The organism is Collinsella sp. AF28-5AC (assembly GCF_003457875.1).
GTDB lineage: Bacteria > Actinomycetota > Coriobacteriia > Coriobacteriales > Coriobacteriaceae > Collinsella.
Genome location: NZ_QRTA01000005.1, coordinates 118,622 through 134,292, shown reverse-complemented (window position 1 = coordinate 134,292; position 15,671 = coordinate 118,622). Strand labels below are relative to the sequence as shown.

Here is a 15,671-nt window from a genome sequence, read left to right as displayed (position 1 = left end):
GCCATAAAAAAGCCTCCCATTTCTTGTGTCCAAGAAATGGGAGGCAGTTCATTATTAAACTGCTCGGGGGCCTTTTAGTTTAAAGCGACCTGGTGGGCGGTCTTTATACCGGCAAACAAAAAAGGGGGTACCGACCAACGTCGATACCCCTTACAAGCCACTATGTCACGCACACAGTGCCGAGCGCACGACCCGCACGCCTACTTGCGAGAATTGCTCAGCTTATTGATCAGCGCCTCAAGACGCTCGCCGTCCTCGGCCGTCTGGGCAATAACCAAAATCGTATCGTTGCCGGCAAGCGAGCCAAGCACATCGGGCAGCTCTGCCGCATCAACGGCGGCGGCGATGCCGGAAGCCGTGCCAGGCTGAGCCTTGATCATAACCAGATTATCGGTGCGCAGAACGCCCGTTACGAGCTCGGAAACCATACGCTGCAGGTGCAGGTCCTCTGCCAGAACATAGATGCCCTCAGGGAGCTTACGCAGCCCCATATCGGCAATATCGCGAGAGACAGTCGCCTGCGTGCAATCAAAGCCCATAGCGCGGAGCTCATCGACCAGCACGCGCTGCGTGCGGACGTCCTTATTGCGCACAATATCTCTAATGGCATCCTGGCGCCCATTGCGTTTTTTAGCCATACAAACCCTCTCTCCAAAAGATGGCGGAGACAATCAATCAGTGATTGAATAGTTTAACGCTATTTGAAGGCTTTTGTGTATAAGAACGCATTTCGAAACAATTCTATGCAAATTTGTTTCGAAATGAGCCGTTTAGGCGGTTTTTGCGCCCGTCCGGTTAAGAAAAGCCGCCAGATGCGTACACATCACGCAGCGCGCGGGCTTGGCGCTGGCGATCGGCCCAAACAACAGACCGAGCCCCCGATGGTTATCCTTGAGCGCGGCGACCATCTGACGGGTTCGAGGCGCCTCGAGCATATCACGCATACGGGCGGAACGCTCGATTGACGACACCCCATGCGGGCTCAGACACAAATTCTCGATGCAGGCGACCAGTCCGGCAAAGTAGAACTTTTGGGTTGCCAGCTTGAGCCGACCACCGCTATCTGCTTCCGAGAGTGAGTCCGTAAGCTCGTCGAGCGCCCGGGTGTCATCGGATACCTTGGCATACATGGTGGGATCAAAGGCATCTGTAAGCTTAGGTGCCGCCGCGTGGAAACAAGCGTCGCCGCATCCGGAGACGCGCTGCGCCCGCGAGAGCGAGCACGCCATAAACCCAACTGTGCGAAACGCCTTGTCGTACAAAAGGCATGCCTCAAACAGCGGACGGCTATACATCACGCCAGAGGTCTGAACGACTAGGCCGCCTAAAATCAACTGGGACAGCCCGGTCACCATCGAAGATTTGCTATCAATGGAAATATGAGCAGCATCCAAGACGCGCGAATGGCGCTCTCGATGTGCATCATAGCGGTCGAGCGACACCGTGGGGAGCACTATGTCTGCCGTAGTATCGCACGCGATATCGACCATCTTGGAAAGAGACTGCGGAGCAAACCACTCATCGGCGTTCATGGCGATGATTTGAGAGCCGCGCGAGGCAGCAAAACCGGCACGAAGACAAGCGCCGCGCTTCGCGTCCTCGACGTCAATCAAATCAATATGGATGTCCCTGTCGGCAGCAACTTGAAGCGAATGGCGCACACCGGGCGCAGCATCGCGGCAGACAACGACAATCTGCAAATCGTAGAGGTCTTGGTTCTGGATACTCTCGAGCGCACGCATCGCATAGCTGGGCGAACCTTCTACCACAAGGATCACCGAAAGTCGCGGATGCGAGCCACGTCGAACCAAGTTATCCGTCCTCTCGACAGCAGTGAATCAAACTGTCGTTCATGGTACACCCCGGCAATAAAAGCAATGAGACACCGGTTGTATTGCACGCCAAGAACAGATGTTGCACACGCGCAGCCCACAGATGACAGGTGCCGACGCACGACGCGCCGAGCCCTCCCCTAGTCGAGCACGACAAGCTCGGCGGGATCGTAATCCACGCCCATAAACGTAAGGCCGCAGGCAGGAGCCGTGGGGCCCGCAGCGGTACGGTCGCAAGCATCGATGACCTCGCGCATCCACTCGGGTTCACGGCGATGCATGCCAATCTCGACAAGCGTGCCCACGATCGTGCGGACCATCGAATGCAGAAACGCATTGCCCTCGATGGTAAACGTCAGGATGTCCTCGCCAAACGCAACCTCATGGCCAAACTCGGCACGCATCACGCAGCGGTGCGTGGGCTTGCCCACGGCAGACGCCACCTTGCAAAAGCTCTTGAAGTCCTGCTCGCCCAGCAGCGCGGGACAGGCCGCAGACATCGCCTCAACATCCAATGGGTAGCGATGCCACCACACCGCACCGCGCGAAAGCACAGGGCGCGCGTCGCGATCGGCAATACGGTACGTATACGTACGGGAACGCGCATCAAAGCGTGCAGAAAAGCCTTTACGGGCCTTGTAGACCTCGTTTATGGCGATATCTTTGGGCAGGAGGGCATCCATAGCCCTCAGCCACCTACGGCGCGTCAAAGCCAACTCAGCGTCCGTTACGGGCACGCTGATAAACTGTGCCACCGCATGCACGCCGGCATCGGTACGTCCCGCACACGTCAGGTCGATCGGACGGCGCAGGAGCGTCTCAATAGCTCGACGTAGCTCACCCGCAACCGTCGTCTGTCCCGGCTGCACGGCAAATCCGCTATACGACGAGCCATCATAGGCCACGCGAAATACGAGCGTGGCGTCAAGCTCGGAAATCGAATTGAAATCAGACGGCGCAGTCATGGGCGCTCCCAACAAACAAGCAACGGTATCGCGACAAAAAAAGAGGGGTACGCGAACGTACCCCTCGAATATAGCCTATGCAGACGGATTGTCTACTCAGCGGTCTCCTCAGCAGGAGCCTCCTCGGCAGCCTCGACCTTCTTGGGAGCAGCGGCCTTCTTGGGGGCCGGAGCAGCCTTCTTAGCCTTAGGCGTGCAAGGCTCGGTGACGAGCTCCATGATAACGATGGGAGCGTTGTCGCCCTTGCGGTTACCGAGCTTCATGATGCGGGTGTAACCGCCGTTGCGGTCCTGCCACATGCCCTGAGCAGCCTTGTCGAAGATCTCGGCAACGAGCTGCTTATCGCCGAGCTTGGCGATAGCCAGACGACGAGAGTGCAGGTCGCCCTTCTTGGCCCAGGTGATGATCGGGTCGACGACCGAACGCAGCGCCTTAGCGCGGGTCTCGGTGGTCTTGATGCGGTCGTTCTCGAAGAGGGCCTTAGCAAGGCTCTTCTTCATGGCCTTGGTGTGGCTCGCATCGGTGCCGAGCTTCAGGCCCTTCTTAACGTTGTGACGCATGGTCTAGTTTCTCCTCAAATATGCGAAGCATTAAGCCTTCAGGCTCAGGCCCATGGACTCAAGCTTGTCCTTCACTTCCTCGATCGACTTAACACCGAAGTTACGGATGTTGAGCAGATCGTTCTCCGAGAACTCAACGAGCTGACGGACCGAGTGAATGCTGGCGCGCTTAAGGCAGTTGTAGGAACGGACGGAAAGGTCCAGATCCTCGATCTGCTTGTCCAGTTCGGCGTTGTCGTTGGTGACCTCGGGAGCGAAGATCGAAGCCTCCTCCTCGACCTCGGGGGTCTCGGCAAGGTTCATAAAGGCGGCCATATGCTGGTTGATGATATTGGCAGCCTGGACCACGGCGTCGCGCGGGGCGATGGAGCCGTTGGTCTCGATCTCGAGGACAAGGCGGTCGTAGTCGGTGTGCTGACCGACACGGCAAGCCTCAACGAGCTTGGCGCAACGGGAAACCGGCGAGTACAGCGAGTCGACGTGGATCACACCGATGGGATCGTTGTCGCGCTTGTTGGCCTCGCCAGAAACATAGCCGCGGCCATAGCCGATGCGCATGCTCATGGTGAGATGGCCACCCTCGGTGAGCGTAGCGATGTGCTGCTCGGGGTTGACCAGCTCAAACTCGGACGGAATAAAGAAGTCCGCACCGGTGACCTCGCAGGGGCCGTCAACCGAGATGGTGGCGGTCGCCTCGTCGGTCGTGCCGAGAGCCCTGAAGACAAGACCCTTGACATTCAGGACGATGTCGGTGACATCCTCGACCATGTTAGGGATGGTCATGAACTCGTGCTGCGCACCATCGATCTGAATAGCCTCGACGGCGGCACCCTCGAGCGAGGACAGAAGTACGCGACGGAGGGAGTTACCCAGCGTATCGCCGTAGCCACGCTCGAGCGGCTCGACGGAGACACGAGCAGACGTCTCGTTGATCTCTTCGACCTGAACCTGAGGCCTAATGAATTCTGACATGTATTACCTCCAGCCTCAGCAGCCCGGATGGACTACTTAGAGTAGAGCTCGACGATGAGCTGCTCGTTGATATCACCGCTGATCTGCTCACGCGTCGGCAGAGCGAGCACGTTACCAGACAGCTTCTCGATATCGACCTCGAGCCAGCCAGGAACCTCAAAGCGCTCGGAGGAAATCAGGGCCTCCTTGATGGGGAGGAGGTCACGGAACTTCTCGCCGACAGCGACGACGTCGCCGGCCTTGACGCGGTAGGACGGGATGTCCACGCGCTTGCCGTTCACGGTGAAGTGACCGTGACGGACGGACTGACGAGCCTCTTTGCGGGTGCGGGCGAAGCCAAGACGGAAGACGACGTTGTCGAGGCGAGACTCAAGAATGATCATGAGGTTCTCACCGGTGACGCCGTTCATCTTACGGGCCTTGTTGAAGTAGCCGTGGAACTGCTTCTCCAGAACGCCATAGATGAACTTGACCTTCTGCTTCTCGCGCAGCTGCATGCCGTACTCAGATTCCTTGCGACGGCGCTTGGGCTGACGGATAGATTCCTTCTTGCTGCTGTAACCGAGCTCAGCGGGATCGATCCCGAGCTGACGGCAGCGCTTAAGAACAGGAGTCCTGTCGATTGCCATATTGATACGATCCTTTCAGTTACACGCGGCGACGCTTCTTGGGGCGGCAGCCGTTGTGCGGAATGGGGGTCTTGTCCTGGATGCTCGAGACCTCGAGGCCAGCAGCCTGGAGGGAGCGGATGGCGGTCTCACGACCGGAGCCGGGGCCCTTGACGAAGACGGAAACCTTCTTCATACCGTGCTCCATGGCCTGCTTGGCAGCAGCCTCGGCAGCCATCTGGGCAGCGAACGGCGTGGACTTACGGGAGCCCTTGAAGCCCACCTGGCCAGCCGACTTCCAGGAAATGACGTTGCCCTGGGGATCGGTGATCGAAACGATCGTGTTGTTGAACGTAGAACGAATGTGAGCCTGGCCCACGGAAATGTTCTTACGGTCCGCGCGCTTCAGACGGGCAGCGCGAACGTTCTTCTTAGCAGTAGCCATCTATCTAGCGCTCCTTATTTCTTCTTCTTAGCACCGATCTGACGCTTCGGGCCCTTGCGGGTACGAGCGTTAGTGTGGGTGCGCTGGCCGCGGACAGGGAGGCCCTTGCGGTGACGAAGGCCGCGGTTGCAGCCGATGTCCATAAGGCGCTTGACGTTCTGGTTGCGCTCACGGCGGAGGTCGCCCTCAACCATGATCTGGTTCTTATCGATATAATCGCGGATGGCGTTAACCTCATCCTCGGTGAGGTCCTTAACGCGCGTATCCACGTTAACGTTGCACTCGACGCAAATCTTCGTCGCAGTGGTGCGGCCGATGCCGTAAATGTAGGTCAGACCGATCTCAACGCGCTTCTCACGCGGGAGGTCGACACCATTAATACGGGCCAACGTAGTCTCCTCTCTTAACCCTGACGCTGCTTATGACGGGGGTTCTCGCAAATGACGAGGACCTTGCCATGGCGCCTAATGATTTTGCACTTATCGCACATCTTCTTGACCGAAGGACGTACCTTCATCGTTCTTCCTTTCGGTAGCGCTCAAACTACTTCCCTACTATCTACTCGCCCAGCCGCAGGCGTTTAAAACTATGGCTGGTCTTCACACACAATCCGACCGTAGGTTGAGCTAAGCCTGCAGTCGGAAATGGAGTGCGTGTATGCGTGCCGCTATTTGTAGCGATAGGTGATGCGGCCGCGGGTCAGGTCGTACGGGGAAAGCTCCACGACAACCCTGTCACCGGGGAGAATACGGATGTAATTCATTCGGATCTTGCCAGAAATGTTGCACAGAACCGAATGACCGTTCTCGAGCTCGACCTTAAACATGGCATTGGGCAGCGGTTCCTTTACCGTACCCTCGAGCTCAATTGCGTCTTCCTTCTTCACAAGCAATCATCTTTCTCTAGAAAACGACAGCGATTGAGTATTCTACAACACGTATGCACGCATCGTAATAACTTCGTAATGGCTCCACAACTAAGTGGAACTTGTTACATTTCTCCGCCTTGGAGCGAACACCAAGCACCTTGCGCATCCGTGGTGAGAATCACCGGACCGTCATTGGTAATGGCGACGGTGTTCTCGTAGTGCGCAGCGGGCAGGTGGTCGTTGGTCGTGACGATCCAACCGTCGGAGCCCGTGCTCACATGGTTGGAACCCATCGTAACCATCGGCTCGATGGCAATGACCATGCCGGCCTGGAGGCGAACGCCCCTCCCCTTCTTTCCATAGTTAGGAACGTTGGGGTCCTCGTGCATCACGCGGCCAATGCCATGGCCCACATAATCACGAAGCACGCCGTATCCGTGAGACTCGGCGAGGGACTGAACGGCATAGCCGACGTCCCCGATATGGTTACCGGGAACAGCCTGCTCGATGGCGGCCTTTAGGCAATCGCGCGTAACCTCGCACAGGGCCTTGGCCTCGGGCGTGGGGGTGCCGACGAAAAACGTCCAAGCATTATCGCCAACCCAACCGTCAACGACGGCTCCCGTATCGATGGAGATGATATCGCCATCGCGCAGGATCATGTCAGGGTTGGGAATACCGTGAACCACGGCATCGTTGATCGATGCGCAAATGGTCCCCGGGAACCCGCCGTAACCCTTAAAGGCAGGGGTGCCGCCATGCATGCGGATAATCTGCTCCGCAAGCTGATCGAGTTCGAAAGTCGACACGCCGGGGCGAACCATGGCTCCAACGTGGCGGAGCGCCATCTTAGATAGCGCTCCTGCCTTCTTCATCTGCTCAATTTGCGTTGCAGACTTAATCTTGATCATAGACCGAGAGCCTCTTTGACATCCCCGTACACGGTCTCGCGAGCCTGGTCACCGTTGACCGACTTGAGCAGACCCTGGCCACGATAGTAGTCGACGAGCGGGCTCGTGGACTTCTCGTAGACGTCGAGACGGTTCTTGATGGTCTCCGGCTTGTCGTCGTCGCGCTGATACATCTCGCCGCCGCACTTGGGGCAGGTGGCATCGGCAGCGGTGCCGGTGTAACCGCAGGCGCGGCAGGTGCGACGAGAAGACAGGCGATCGATGATGACCTCGGGGGCCACATCGACCAGAAGGGCGCAGTCGATCTCGCGACCCATAGCGGAGAGCTCGGAATCGAGCGTTACGGCCTGGGCGGTGTTGCGCGGGAAGCCGTCGAGGATGAAGCCCTGCTGGGCGTCATCGGCGGCAAGGCGCTCCTTGACAAGGTCGATCACGAGCTGGTCGGGAACGAGCTCGCCAGCGTCCATGTACTTCTTAGCCTGAATACCAAGCTCGGTGCCACCCTTGACGGCAGCACGCAGCAGGTCGCCCGTGGAAATATGGGCGACGCCAAACTCGGCGACGAGCTCCTGTGCGACGGTGCCCTTACCGGCACCCGGAGCTCCGAGCAATACGAGGTTCATGAGCAATCCTCCTCTAGCCTATTTAAAGAATCCATCGTAATCATACATCTTGATCTGGCCTTCGAGCTTATCGACCGTGTCGAGCACGACGCCGACCATGATGAGGATGGACGTGCCGCCAAATGCCTGGATCAGATGGTTACCCGTGAAGGAAAAGATGATCGAAGGCACGATGGCGATGAGCGCCAAAAAGACAGCGCTGGGAAGCGTAATCTTGTTGAGCGCGTTCTTGATGTAGGCCGCGGTAGCCCTACCCGGACGGACGCCCGGAATAAAGCCGCCCTGCTTCTTAAGGTTGTCGGCCGTGTCATCGGGGTTGAACACCATGGAGGTGTAGAAGTACGCGAAGAACACGATGAGGACAACGTTAAGCACCCAGTTGAGCCAACCGGTCGAAAGCGCAGAAGCGACTGCCTGAATCCAGCCGATGCCGGGGAAGAACACGGCAATCTGAGCCGGGAAGTACAGCAGCGCCGAAGCGAAGATGATCGGCACAACACCCGCGGTGTTGACCTTGATGGGCAGGTAGGTGGTCTGGCCACCCATCATGCGACGGCCCACGACGCGCTTAGCGTAGGAGACCGGAATGCGGCGCTGGCCGCGCTCAAGGAAAACAATCAGCGGGATAACCAGCAGGATGATGGCGCAGATGATCACCATGGTGATGATGCCGCCGGCATTGCCCTCGGTGCTGGAGAAGATAGCCTGCGGCAGACCGGCCATGATGTTCGCGAAGATGATCAGCGACATGCCATTGCCGATACCGCGCTGGGTGATGAGCTCACCAATCCACATGATCAGCATGGCGCCCGCAGTGAGCGTACCAACGATCATGAGGTCGAAGATGATCTCGGGAGCGCCGGCGCCATTAAAGCTGATGCCGAAGCTCTTAAAGAGGAAGAGGTAACCCACGGAGTTGAGGATTGCCAGAGCCAGGGTGAGGTAACGCGAATACTGCGTAATCTTGGTCTGACCGACCTCGCCCTCGCGGGCAAGCTCATGCAGGGAAGGCACGACGGCCTGGAGCATCTGGAGGATGATCGAGCTGGTGATGTAAGGCATGATGCCAAGCGAAAACACCGACACATAGCTCAAAGCGCCGCCAGAGAAAAGATTCAGGAGGGCCATAGCACCTGCGGCGACCGAATTGTTATCGGTCGAGAAAAGGCCCAGCATCCCCTGGAAGGGAATGCCGGGCACAGGAACGTGCGCACCAATGCGGTACACGACGAGCATAGCTATGGTAAAAAGAATCTTTTCGCGCAATTCTTTGATGCGGAAAGCATTCTTAAGACCATTTAGCACGGCAGCTCGACCTTTCCGCCGGCGGCCTCGATCTTGGCCTGCGCAGAAGCGCTGACCTTGTCGACCTTGACCGTGAACTTCTTGGTGAGCTCACCATTGCCGAGCACCTTGACGGGCTCGAACTCGCTCTTGGTGATGCGAGCGGCCTTAAGAGCGGCACCGTCGATCACAGCGCCGTCCTCGAACTTGCGCTCGAGACGCTCAACGTTAACAGCGGTGTACTCGATACGACGGGGGTTGCGGAAGCCCGGAAGCTTGGGCAGGCGCATAGCCAGCGGAGTCTGGCCACCCTCGAAGCCGGCACCCTTGGTGCCGCCAGAGCGGGAACCCTGGCCCTTCTGACCGCGGCCAGAAGTGGTGCCGTGACCCGAAGAATTGCCACGGCCGACGCGCTTGCGGTTCTTGGTGGAACCGGGCGCGGGAGTAAGATCGTGAAGCTGCATTTGCTACTCCTCTACAATCTCGACAAGGTGCTTGACCTTGAAGATCATGCCGCGGACGGACTCGTTGTCAGCAATCTCGCGAACCTCGCGGATCCTGTGGAGACCGAGGGCACGGACAGTACGGACCTGGTCCTGCTTGCAACCGTTGGTGCTGCGGACCTGCTTGATCTTGATGGTGTCAGCCATGCTTAGTTCTCCTTACCGACGAACATCTCGGAGACCGTCAGGCCACGGCGAGCCGCGACGTCCTCAGGGCTGGAGAGCTCCTTGAGGCCCTCGACGGCAGCCTTGATGATGTTGAGGCCGTTGTCGGTACCGAGGGACTTGGACAGGACGTTCTTGATGCCAGCAAGCTCGAAGAGGGGACGCACAGCGCCGCCGGCGATAACGCCGGTACCCTCGACAGCGGGCTTGATGATGATGCGGCCGGCACCAAAGTGACCGAGAACCTCGTGCGGAATGGTGCCCTGATCGGTCACCGGCACGTGGAACATGTTCTTCTTGGCATCGAGAGACGCCTTGGAGATGGCCATGGGCACCTCAGCGGACTTGCCCATGCCAACGCCGACGTTGCCCTTGCCGTCGCCAACGACGACGAGAGCGACGAGGCTCATGCGACGACCACCCTTGACGGTCTTCGACACGCGGTTGATGTAAACGACGCGCTCCTCGAACTCGGAGGCCTCGCGCTGCTGCTTCTGATTACGAGCCATGTGCTACATACCTCCTAGAACTCGAGACCGGCGGCACGAGCACCGTCGGCGAGGGCCTTGACGCGGCCATGGTAGATACGGCCACCGCGATCGAAGGCGACCTTGGTGATGCCGGCCTCGATGGCGCGCTTGCCAACGAGCTGACCGACCTTCTCCGCAGCCTCCTTGTTCGAGGTGTGGGTGCCCTTGAACTCGGCCTCGAGGGTCGAGGCAGAGACGAGCGTCAGGCTGGAGCCCTTGCTGTCGTCGATGATCTGGGCATAGATGTTGGCGTTAGTACGGGTCACGCGAAGACGCGGACGCTCGGAAGTACCCGAGACCTTGCCGCGAACACGACGCTGACGACGCTTGAGGCCTTCCAGCTTCGCCTTATGCTTGTTCATACGTAAACTCCTAAAAAGGTTGATCTTGCCAGCACCTGACGGGGTGCTGGTCTTATGCGAGTGAGTCGGTTACGACTACTTGGCGGCCTTACCCAGCTTGCGGCGGATGTGCTCGCCAACGTAGTGGATACCCTTGCCCTTGTAAGGCTCGGGAGGACGATGGCCGCGGATCTCAGCGGCGATCTGACCGACCTGCTGCTTGTTGATACCCTTGACGTTCACGTGGGTGTTGTCGGGAACCTCGAAGGTGATGCCCTCGGGAGCCTCGACGATCACGGGGTGCGAGAAGCCCAGGGAGAACTCGAGGTTCTTGCCCTTCTGCTGCACGCGGTAACCGACGCCGGCGAGCTCGAGCTTCTTCTCGAAGCCCTCGGAAACGCCAACAACCATGTTGTGGATGAGAGCGCGGGTGAGGCCGTGGCGGGCACGGGTCTCACGCTCGTCGTCGGGACGGGAAACGGTGAGGACGTTGTCCTCGACGTTGATAGCGAGCTTCTCAAAGACATCGAGCTCGAGCTGGCCCTTGGGGCCCTTGACGACAACGTTGTTGCCGTTGACTGCCACTTCGACTCCGGCGGGAATCTGGACAGGCTTATTACCGATACGAGACACGGTGATCTCCTTTCCTTCTACCTACCGAGCGAATTACCAGACGTAAGCGATGATCTCGCCGCCGACGTTGTGCTTGCGAGCATCGCGGTCGGTCATGACGCCATGGCTGGTGGAAATAATGGCGGTACCAAGGCCACCGCGGACGCGGGGCATGTCGGCAACGCCGGTGTACTTACGCAGGCCCGGCTTGGAAATGCGGCGGATGCCGTTGATGACCTTAGCCTTCTTGGGACCATACTTAAGCGTGATGTGCAGAGTCTTCTGGGGAACGGTGTCCTCGACATCGTAGCCCTCGATGTAGCCCTCCTCGTGCAGAACACGAGCGATCTCGACGAGCTTCTTGCTGCTCGGCATGGAGACCGTGGCCTTGTTCACAGAGTTAGCGTTACGGATGCGCGTAAGCATATCTGCGATCGGGTCTGTAAGGTTCATACAGATTCTCCTTCGTTCTTGATGAACACGTGCTCTTGGTTCTTCGCCGCCCTTAACGGCAAAGCCTTTTTAGCGCGTTTTCCCTGTTCCAAACTGATGCTTGAAACGCTGGTAGTGACTTACCAGCTGGCCTTCTTAACGCCGGGAAGCTCGCCCTTGAGTGCAAGCTCGCGGAAGCAGACACGGCACAGGCCGAACTTGCGGTACACAGAGTGCGGACGGCCGCAGCGCTGGCAGCGCGTGTACTCACGAGTAGAGAACTTCTGCTTGCGATTGCACTTGACGATCATCGATGTCTTAGCCACTTATATCCTCCTCACATAGAGTATTGTTCGCCCCAAGCGCCGCCCCCTTGTGGGAACGGCGCTTATAGGGCAGGTGAACCTATTTCTTGAACGGGAAACCGAAGGCGTCCAGAAGGGCCTTGGCCTCCTCATCGGTGTTGGCGGTGGTCACGAAAGTGATGTCCATACCACGCTGGTGATCGACGGAGTCGAAGTCGATCTCGGGGAAGATGAGCTGCTCGGTGACGCCCATGGAGAAGTTACCACGGCCGTCGAAGCTCTTGGCGGAGATGCCGCGGAAGTCACGGATACGGGGAATCGCGACGGAGGTCAGACGATCGAAGAACTCCCACATACGGTCGCCACGCAGGGTAACCTTGCAGCCGATCGGCATACCAGCGCGCAGGCGGAAGGTAGCGATGGACTTGCGGGCACGGGTGATCATCGGCTGCTGGCCGGTGATGGCGCGCAGGTCGCGCACGGCACCGTCGATGGCCTTGGAATCGGTAGCGGCCTCGCCGACACCCATGTTCACGACGATCTTCTCAAACTTGGGGATCATCATGACGTTCTCGTACTGGAACTTGTCCTGAAGCTGCTGCTTGACCTCGTTGTTGTACTTGGTCTTCAGACGCGGCACATACTTCTCTTCTGCCATTGTTCACTCCTTCTTGGGGTTTTAAGCACGGGGCGTGGCCACGATGGGTTGTCCTCGTGCCTCCTGGCTGCATCCGCGCCGCTCGTGGCATTTCGCGGTTTGGACTCGACGCAGCAGGAGCCGACAAAACAATCGGTACTATACGCGCATCGGGAGCGTATTTCCAGAAAAACCTCGTCTGCCTGCACAACTCCACAACTCCCCCGCACAAATGGGTCCCAAAAAGCAGTTGCGGTGAAATAGGGACTGTTTGGCGGCCTAACAGGCTTAAACAATCCTTATTTCACCGCAACTGCTTGTTGGGGATGCGATTAGCGCTTGCGGGGGACGAGTTTGGTGCGGCGCAGGTGGATCATCTCGGCGGCGATGGAGATAGCGATCTCCTCGGGATCCTCTGCCTCGATGGCAACGCCGATCGGCAGGTGCAGCCCGTCGATCTGGTCCTGCGTAAAGCCCTCCTGCTCCAAGCGAGCCCGCACAAAGGCCGTCTTGCGGCGCGAGCCAAGGCAACCCAGATAGGCGGGCTTGGCGCGCATGGCCTGAATCACCACGTCGATATCGGACTTGTGGCCTGCTGTGGCCACGACCACCAAGTCGCGCGGACCGATGGGGCACTGCTCGCCCAGGTTCTTGTAGTCGACCAGACGACGGTCGTAGACACCGGGTACCCAATCGGGGGTCAGCGTGCCGGGGCGGTCGTCGCACGCCACGACGGCAAAGCCCGCCGCCGTGAGCACCCGCGCCGTCGCAGCACCCACGTGGCCGCAGCCAAAGATATAGGTCAGGCCCTCGGGGCAGAGCGTCTCGATGTGCGCGGGAGGAATCTCGGAGGCGGCGTTGGTGTAGGTGGCCTTACTCCCCTCCTCCACCAGCGAAAGCCCGGGGCAGCCCGCAATGGTGCGGCGCGATTCCTCGCCATGATACTCGGCAACATCGCCTTCGAGCGCGTTTGCGATAAACGGTTCAAAGTCGATGACGAAGTCGCCGATGCGTCGATATGCCAAGACGTCGGCAACCGACTGGAACAACGGTGCCTTGGTCGCGTCCAGGTGCAAATAGCACAGGCAGATGGCTCCGCCGCAGATCATGCCGGTATCGGAGTTCTCGCCGCCCATGGTGTAGCGGACCAGACGCGACTGTCCCGCGCTCAGGAGCTCGCGTGCCTCGTCCAGCGCAAAGAGCTCGATCTTACCGCCGCCGATGGTGCCCGCCTGGCTACCGTCGGCAAAGACGGCCATCCAGGCGCCCACGCCGCGCGGCGACGACCCCGCCGTGCCGGCCACGACCACCAGCTCGCACGTCTCGCCAGCACGCAGGGCGGCAAGCGCCGCATTCACAACATCGAGCTTTTCCATTGCCGCCTTCTATCCTCTAAAGACATCGGTGAGCATAGCGAGTGCCTCGAGCACGCCGCCGCCGACCGACGTCGCCTTGTCCGAAATGTAGTTGATATAGCTGGCATCGCCGCGCGGATCGACATCGGCGCATTTAAAGCCCTCAGTCACCTGCACGCCGTTCGCCAAAAGCCCGCGCAGACAGCCATCGATCTGCGTGCACATGGGCGTATCGCCCACGTAGCCAATCACGTCTCCGGCGCTCACGATGTCGCCGATTGCGCGGTCGGACCGAAACACGCCGGCGGCGGGGCTGTGGATAACGCGTTCTTTGCCATAGCCGGCGATAATACCCGGCACGCCCGTGTTGGGCTGGGGCGAACCTTGGGTAATGACACGGCCGAGAAAATGCCCGCGCATGGTCTCGACCACAGCGTCGCAGTCAACCGGCGCGGTAAAGCCCGGCCCCACGGCGATAACAGCAGGCGCCATGTCACGCGTGGTACCCAGGTTGCGCTTGGCCAGAATCGCGTCGACCACAGCCGCGGGTTTAAACTCATCGAGCATCTTGGCCTGAGGGTCCACCACGACGGCAACATCCCCCGCTTGGGTAACCTCGAGCGCCTCAGCCGGCGTCTGTGCCAAGCGAGCGCGAATGCCTTCGACCTCGACCTCGCCCAGGCGAATGGCCTCGCAAAAACTGATTGTGCGACGGATGCACGTGGGAACCGCGATATCGGCCATGACGACCAACACGCCGGCGCGCACCAAACGGGCAGCGACACCCGTGGCGATATCGCCGGCGCCGCGAACATAAACGAGCATTCCCGGGGCACCTCCCTGTGCTACGGTTTGAACAGAGCAAAAGCGGCTCGACCGCTACTCTGATGATTATTTATTATCACAGTATTATACGGCGGTGAACAGATGGAAACGACGAGCGGAAACCTTGCCTCCGCGCTCAAGATCGAGCCGGGGATTACCGCGATCATCGGCAGCGGCGGCAAGTCGACCTTGCTGAAGGCGCTGGGTCTCGAGCTCATGCGCGCTGGCGGCAGGGTGCTTCTCTGTACCACCACGCACATGTTTCCCGTCGCCGGCGTGCCATGGGACGGGTCGAGCCGTCGCTTGGACGCCGTGCCTTGGAAGCCGGGGGCCCTGCATGTTCCCGGCTGCACCTGCGAGGCATGCGCGGGCATGAGCCGCGGAGGCATCTGCCAGGCGGGTGTCTTGGACCCGGAGACAGGCAAGCTCTCCGCCCCCGCCGAGCCGCTCAACGAGCTGGCGCAGCGCTTTGACTATGTGTTGGCAGAGGCAGATGGCAGCAAGCGACTCCCGCTCAAGGCGCATGCCGCCTGGGAGCCGGTAATTCCCGCCGCCGCGGCAAACGTTGTCTGGGTCGTCGGCGCCTCGGGGCTGGGCAAGCCCGTCACCGAGGTTGTCCACCGCCCCGAGCTCTTTTGCGAGCGTTGCGGCTGCAAGCTCACCGACATCGCCACGCCCGAGCGCGTCGCCCAGGTGCTCAATGCCGAGATGCAGGCGCTGAAACTCAGCACCGCACGCGTCATGCTCAACCAAGTCGACACGCTCAGCGACCCCACAATGGCCGACCGCTTCGAGGCAGCCCTCGGCCGCCCCGTCGTCGCCACCAGCCTCAAATAGCCGGCGCTGCCCCAGAAGACCTATAAGTTGCGGTGGAATAGTTCCTGAAACGGCCTATTTG

General features: G+C 59.5%; 24 protein-coding genes. 1 reads left to right on the top strand and 23 read right to left on the bottom strand.

What is annotated here, in order from left to right:
- Positions 1-200 precede the first annotated feature (200 nt).
- From DWZ01_RS05490 to yqeB, 23 genes are all read right to left on the bottom strand, one after another.
- A complete protein-coding gene (locus DWZ01_RS05490) occupies positions 201-638 on the bottom strand; it encodes an arginine repressor (RefSeq protein ID WP_006235280.1) in 438 nt (145 codons plus the stop codon).
- 132 nt (positions 639-770) lie between these two features.
- Positions 771-1,811 (bottom strand): glycosyltransferase, encoded by a 1,041-nt coding sequence (locus DWZ01_RS05485; RefSeq protein ID WP_147333345.1) that lies wholly within the window; start codon positions 1,809-1,811, stop codon positions 771-773.
- Positions 1,812-1,972: 161 nt separating this feature from the next.
- A complete protein-coding gene (truA, locus tag DWZ01_RS05480; protein WP_117769427.1) occupies positions 1,973-2,797 on the bottom strand; it encodes a tRNA pseudouridine(38-40) synthase TruA in 825 nt (274 codons plus the stop codon).
- Positions 2,798-2,889: 92 nt separating this feature from the next.
- The gene (gene rplQ / locus DWZ01_RS05475) at positions 2,890-3,357 is read right to left on the bottom strand and encodes a 50S ribosomal protein L17 (protein ID WP_055287451.1); all 468 of its coding nucleotides are present in this window, start codon (positions 3,355-3,357) and stop codon (positions 2,890-2,892) included.
- A gap of 30 nt (positions 3,358-3,387) precedes the next feature.
- The gene (locus DWZ01_RS05470) at positions 3,388-4,329 is read right to left on the bottom strand and encodes a DNA-directed RNA polymerase subunit alpha (RefSeq protein ID WP_006235276.1); all 942 of its coding nucleotides are present in this window, start codon (positions 4,327-4,329) and stop codon (positions 3,388-3,390) included.
- Between the two features lie 32 nt (positions 4,330-4,361).
- Positions 4,362-4,958, bottom strand: coding sequence for a 30S ribosomal protein S4 (gene rpsD, locus DWZ01_RS05465; RefSeq protein WP_006235275.1), 597 nt, complete (start codon positions 4,956-4,958; stop codon positions 4,362-4,364).
- Between the two features lie 19 nt (positions 4,959-4,977).
- Positions 4,978-5,382, bottom strand: coding sequence for a 30S ribosomal protein S11 (gene rpsK / locus DWZ01_RS05460; protein ID WP_006235274.1), 405 nt, complete (start codon positions 5,380-5,382; stop codon positions 4,978-4,980).
- Between the two features lie 14 nt (positions 5,383-5,396).
- Positions 5,397-5,771, bottom strand: coding sequence for a 30S ribosomal protein S13 (rpsM, locus tag DWZ01_RS05455; RefSeq protein ID WP_022094275.1), 375 nt, complete (start codon positions 5,769-5,771; stop codon positions 5,397-5,399).
- A gap of 14 nt (positions 5,772-5,785) precedes the next feature.
- A complete protein-coding gene (gene rpmJ, locus DWZ01_RS05450; RefSeq protein ID WP_006363204.1) occupies positions 5,786-5,899 on the bottom strand; it encodes a 50S ribosomal protein L36 in 114 nt (37 codons plus the stop codon).
- 150 nt (positions 5,900-6,049) lie between these two features.
- Positions 6,050-6,268, bottom strand: a complete 219-nt coding sequence (gene infA, locus DWZ01_RS05445; RefSeq protein WP_035137443.1) for a translation initiation factor IF-1 — start codon at positions 6,266-6,268, stop codon at positions 6,050-6,052.
- Positions 6,269-6,372: 104 nt separating this feature from the next.
- On the bottom strand, positions 6,373-7,161 hold the full coding sequence (map, locus tag DWZ01_RS05440; RefSeq protein WP_006235270.1) for a type I methionyl aminopeptidase: 789 nt from the start codon (positions 7,159-7,161) through the stop codon (positions 6,373-6,375).
- On the bottom strand, positions 7,158-7,784 hold the full coding sequence (locus DWZ01_RS05435; RefSeq protein ID WP_006235269.1) for an adenylate kinase: 627 nt from the start codon (positions 7,782-7,784) through the stop codon (positions 7,158-7,160). Before DWZ01_RS05435 ends, map begins: the two co-directional genes overlap by 4 nt.
- Before the next feature lie 18 nt (positions 7,785-7,802).
- Positions 7,803-9,089, bottom strand: a complete 1,287-nt coding sequence (gene secY / locus DWZ01_RS05430; RefSeq protein ID WP_035137447.1) for a preprotein translocase subunit SecY — start codon at positions 9,087-9,089, stop codon at positions 7,803-7,805.
- On the bottom strand, positions 9,083-9,532 hold the full coding sequence (gene rplO, locus DWZ01_RS05425) for a 50S ribosomal protein L15 (RefSeq protein ID WP_006235267.1): 450 nt from the start codon (positions 9,530-9,532) through the stop codon (positions 9,083-9,085). Before rplO ends, secY begins: the two co-directional genes overlap by 7 nt.
- Positions 9,533-9,535: 3 nt before the next feature.
- Positions 9,536-9,718 carry a 50S ribosomal protein L30 gene (gene rpmD / locus DWZ01_RS05420; RefSeq protein ID WP_006235266.1) on the bottom strand — a complete coding sequence of 61 codons (183 nt, stop codon included), beginning with the start codon at positions 9,716-9,718 and terminating at the stop codon, positions 9,536-9,538.
- A 2-nt stretch (positions 9,719-9,720) separates the two neighbouring features.
- Positions 9,721-10,245 carry a 30S ribosomal protein S5 gene (gene rpsE / locus DWZ01_RS05415; protein ID WP_022094279.1) on the bottom strand — a complete coding sequence of 175 codons (525 nt, stop codon included), beginning with the start codon at positions 10,243-10,245 and terminating at the stop codon, positions 9,721-9,723.
- Positions 10,246-10,259: 14 nt separating this feature from the next.
- The gene (gene rplR, locus DWZ01_RS05410; protein WP_006235264.1) at positions 10,260-10,628 is read right to left on the bottom strand and encodes a 50S ribosomal protein L18; all 369 of its coding nucleotides are present in this window, start codon (positions 10,626-10,628) and stop codon (positions 10,260-10,262) included.
- Positions 10,629-10,703: 75 nt separating this feature from the next.
- Entirely contained in the window at positions 10,704-11,240 is a 537-nt protein-coding gene (gene rplF, locus DWZ01_RS05405) for a 50S ribosomal protein L6 (protein WP_006235263.1), read from the bottom strand.
- 33 nt (positions 11,241-11,273) lie between these two features.
- Entirely contained in the window at positions 11,274-11,672 is a 399-nt protein-coding gene (rpsH, locus tag DWZ01_RS05400; RefSeq protein WP_006235262.1) for a 30S ribosomal protein S8, read from the bottom strand.
- A 119-nt stretch (positions 11,673-11,791) separates the two neighbouring features.
- Positions 11,792-11,977 (bottom strand): type Z 30S ribosomal protein S14, encoded by a 186-nt coding sequence (locus tag DWZ01_RS05395; protein WP_022094280.1) that lies wholly within the window; start codon positions 11,975-11,977, stop codon positions 11,792-11,794.
- 79 nt (positions 11,978-12,056) lie between these two features.
- Entirely contained in the window at positions 12,057-12,614 is a 558-nt protein-coding gene (rplE, locus tag DWZ01_RS05390) for a 50S ribosomal protein L5 (RefSeq protein ID WP_006235260.1), read from the bottom strand.
- Positions 12,615-12,925: 311 nt separating this feature from the next.
- Complete coding sequence (locus DWZ01_RS05385; protein ID WP_117769425.1) at positions 12,926-13,969, bottom strand: XdhC family protein; 1,044 nt, start codon at positions 13,967-13,969, stop codon at positions 12,926-12,928.
- Positions 13,970-13,978: 9 nt separating this feature from the next.
- On the bottom strand, positions 13,979-14,773 hold the full coding sequence (gene yqeB, locus DWZ01_RS05380) for a selenium-dependent molybdenum cofactor biosynthesis protein YqeB (RefSeq protein ID WP_117769423.1): 795 nt from the start codon (positions 14,771-14,773) through the stop codon (positions 13,979-13,981).
- 102 nt (positions 14,774-14,875) lie between these two features.
- On the opposite strand from yqeB, the gene yqeC reads away from it, so the two are divergent.
- Positions 14,876-15,610: a selenium cofactor biosynthesis protein YqeC gene (yqeC, locus tag DWZ01_RS05375; RefSeq protein WP_117769421.1), complete on the top strand. Its 735-nt coding sequence runs from the start codon at positions 14,876-14,878 to the stop codon at positions 15,608-15,610.
- The last annotated feature ends 61 nt before the right edge of the window (positions 15,611-15,671 follow it).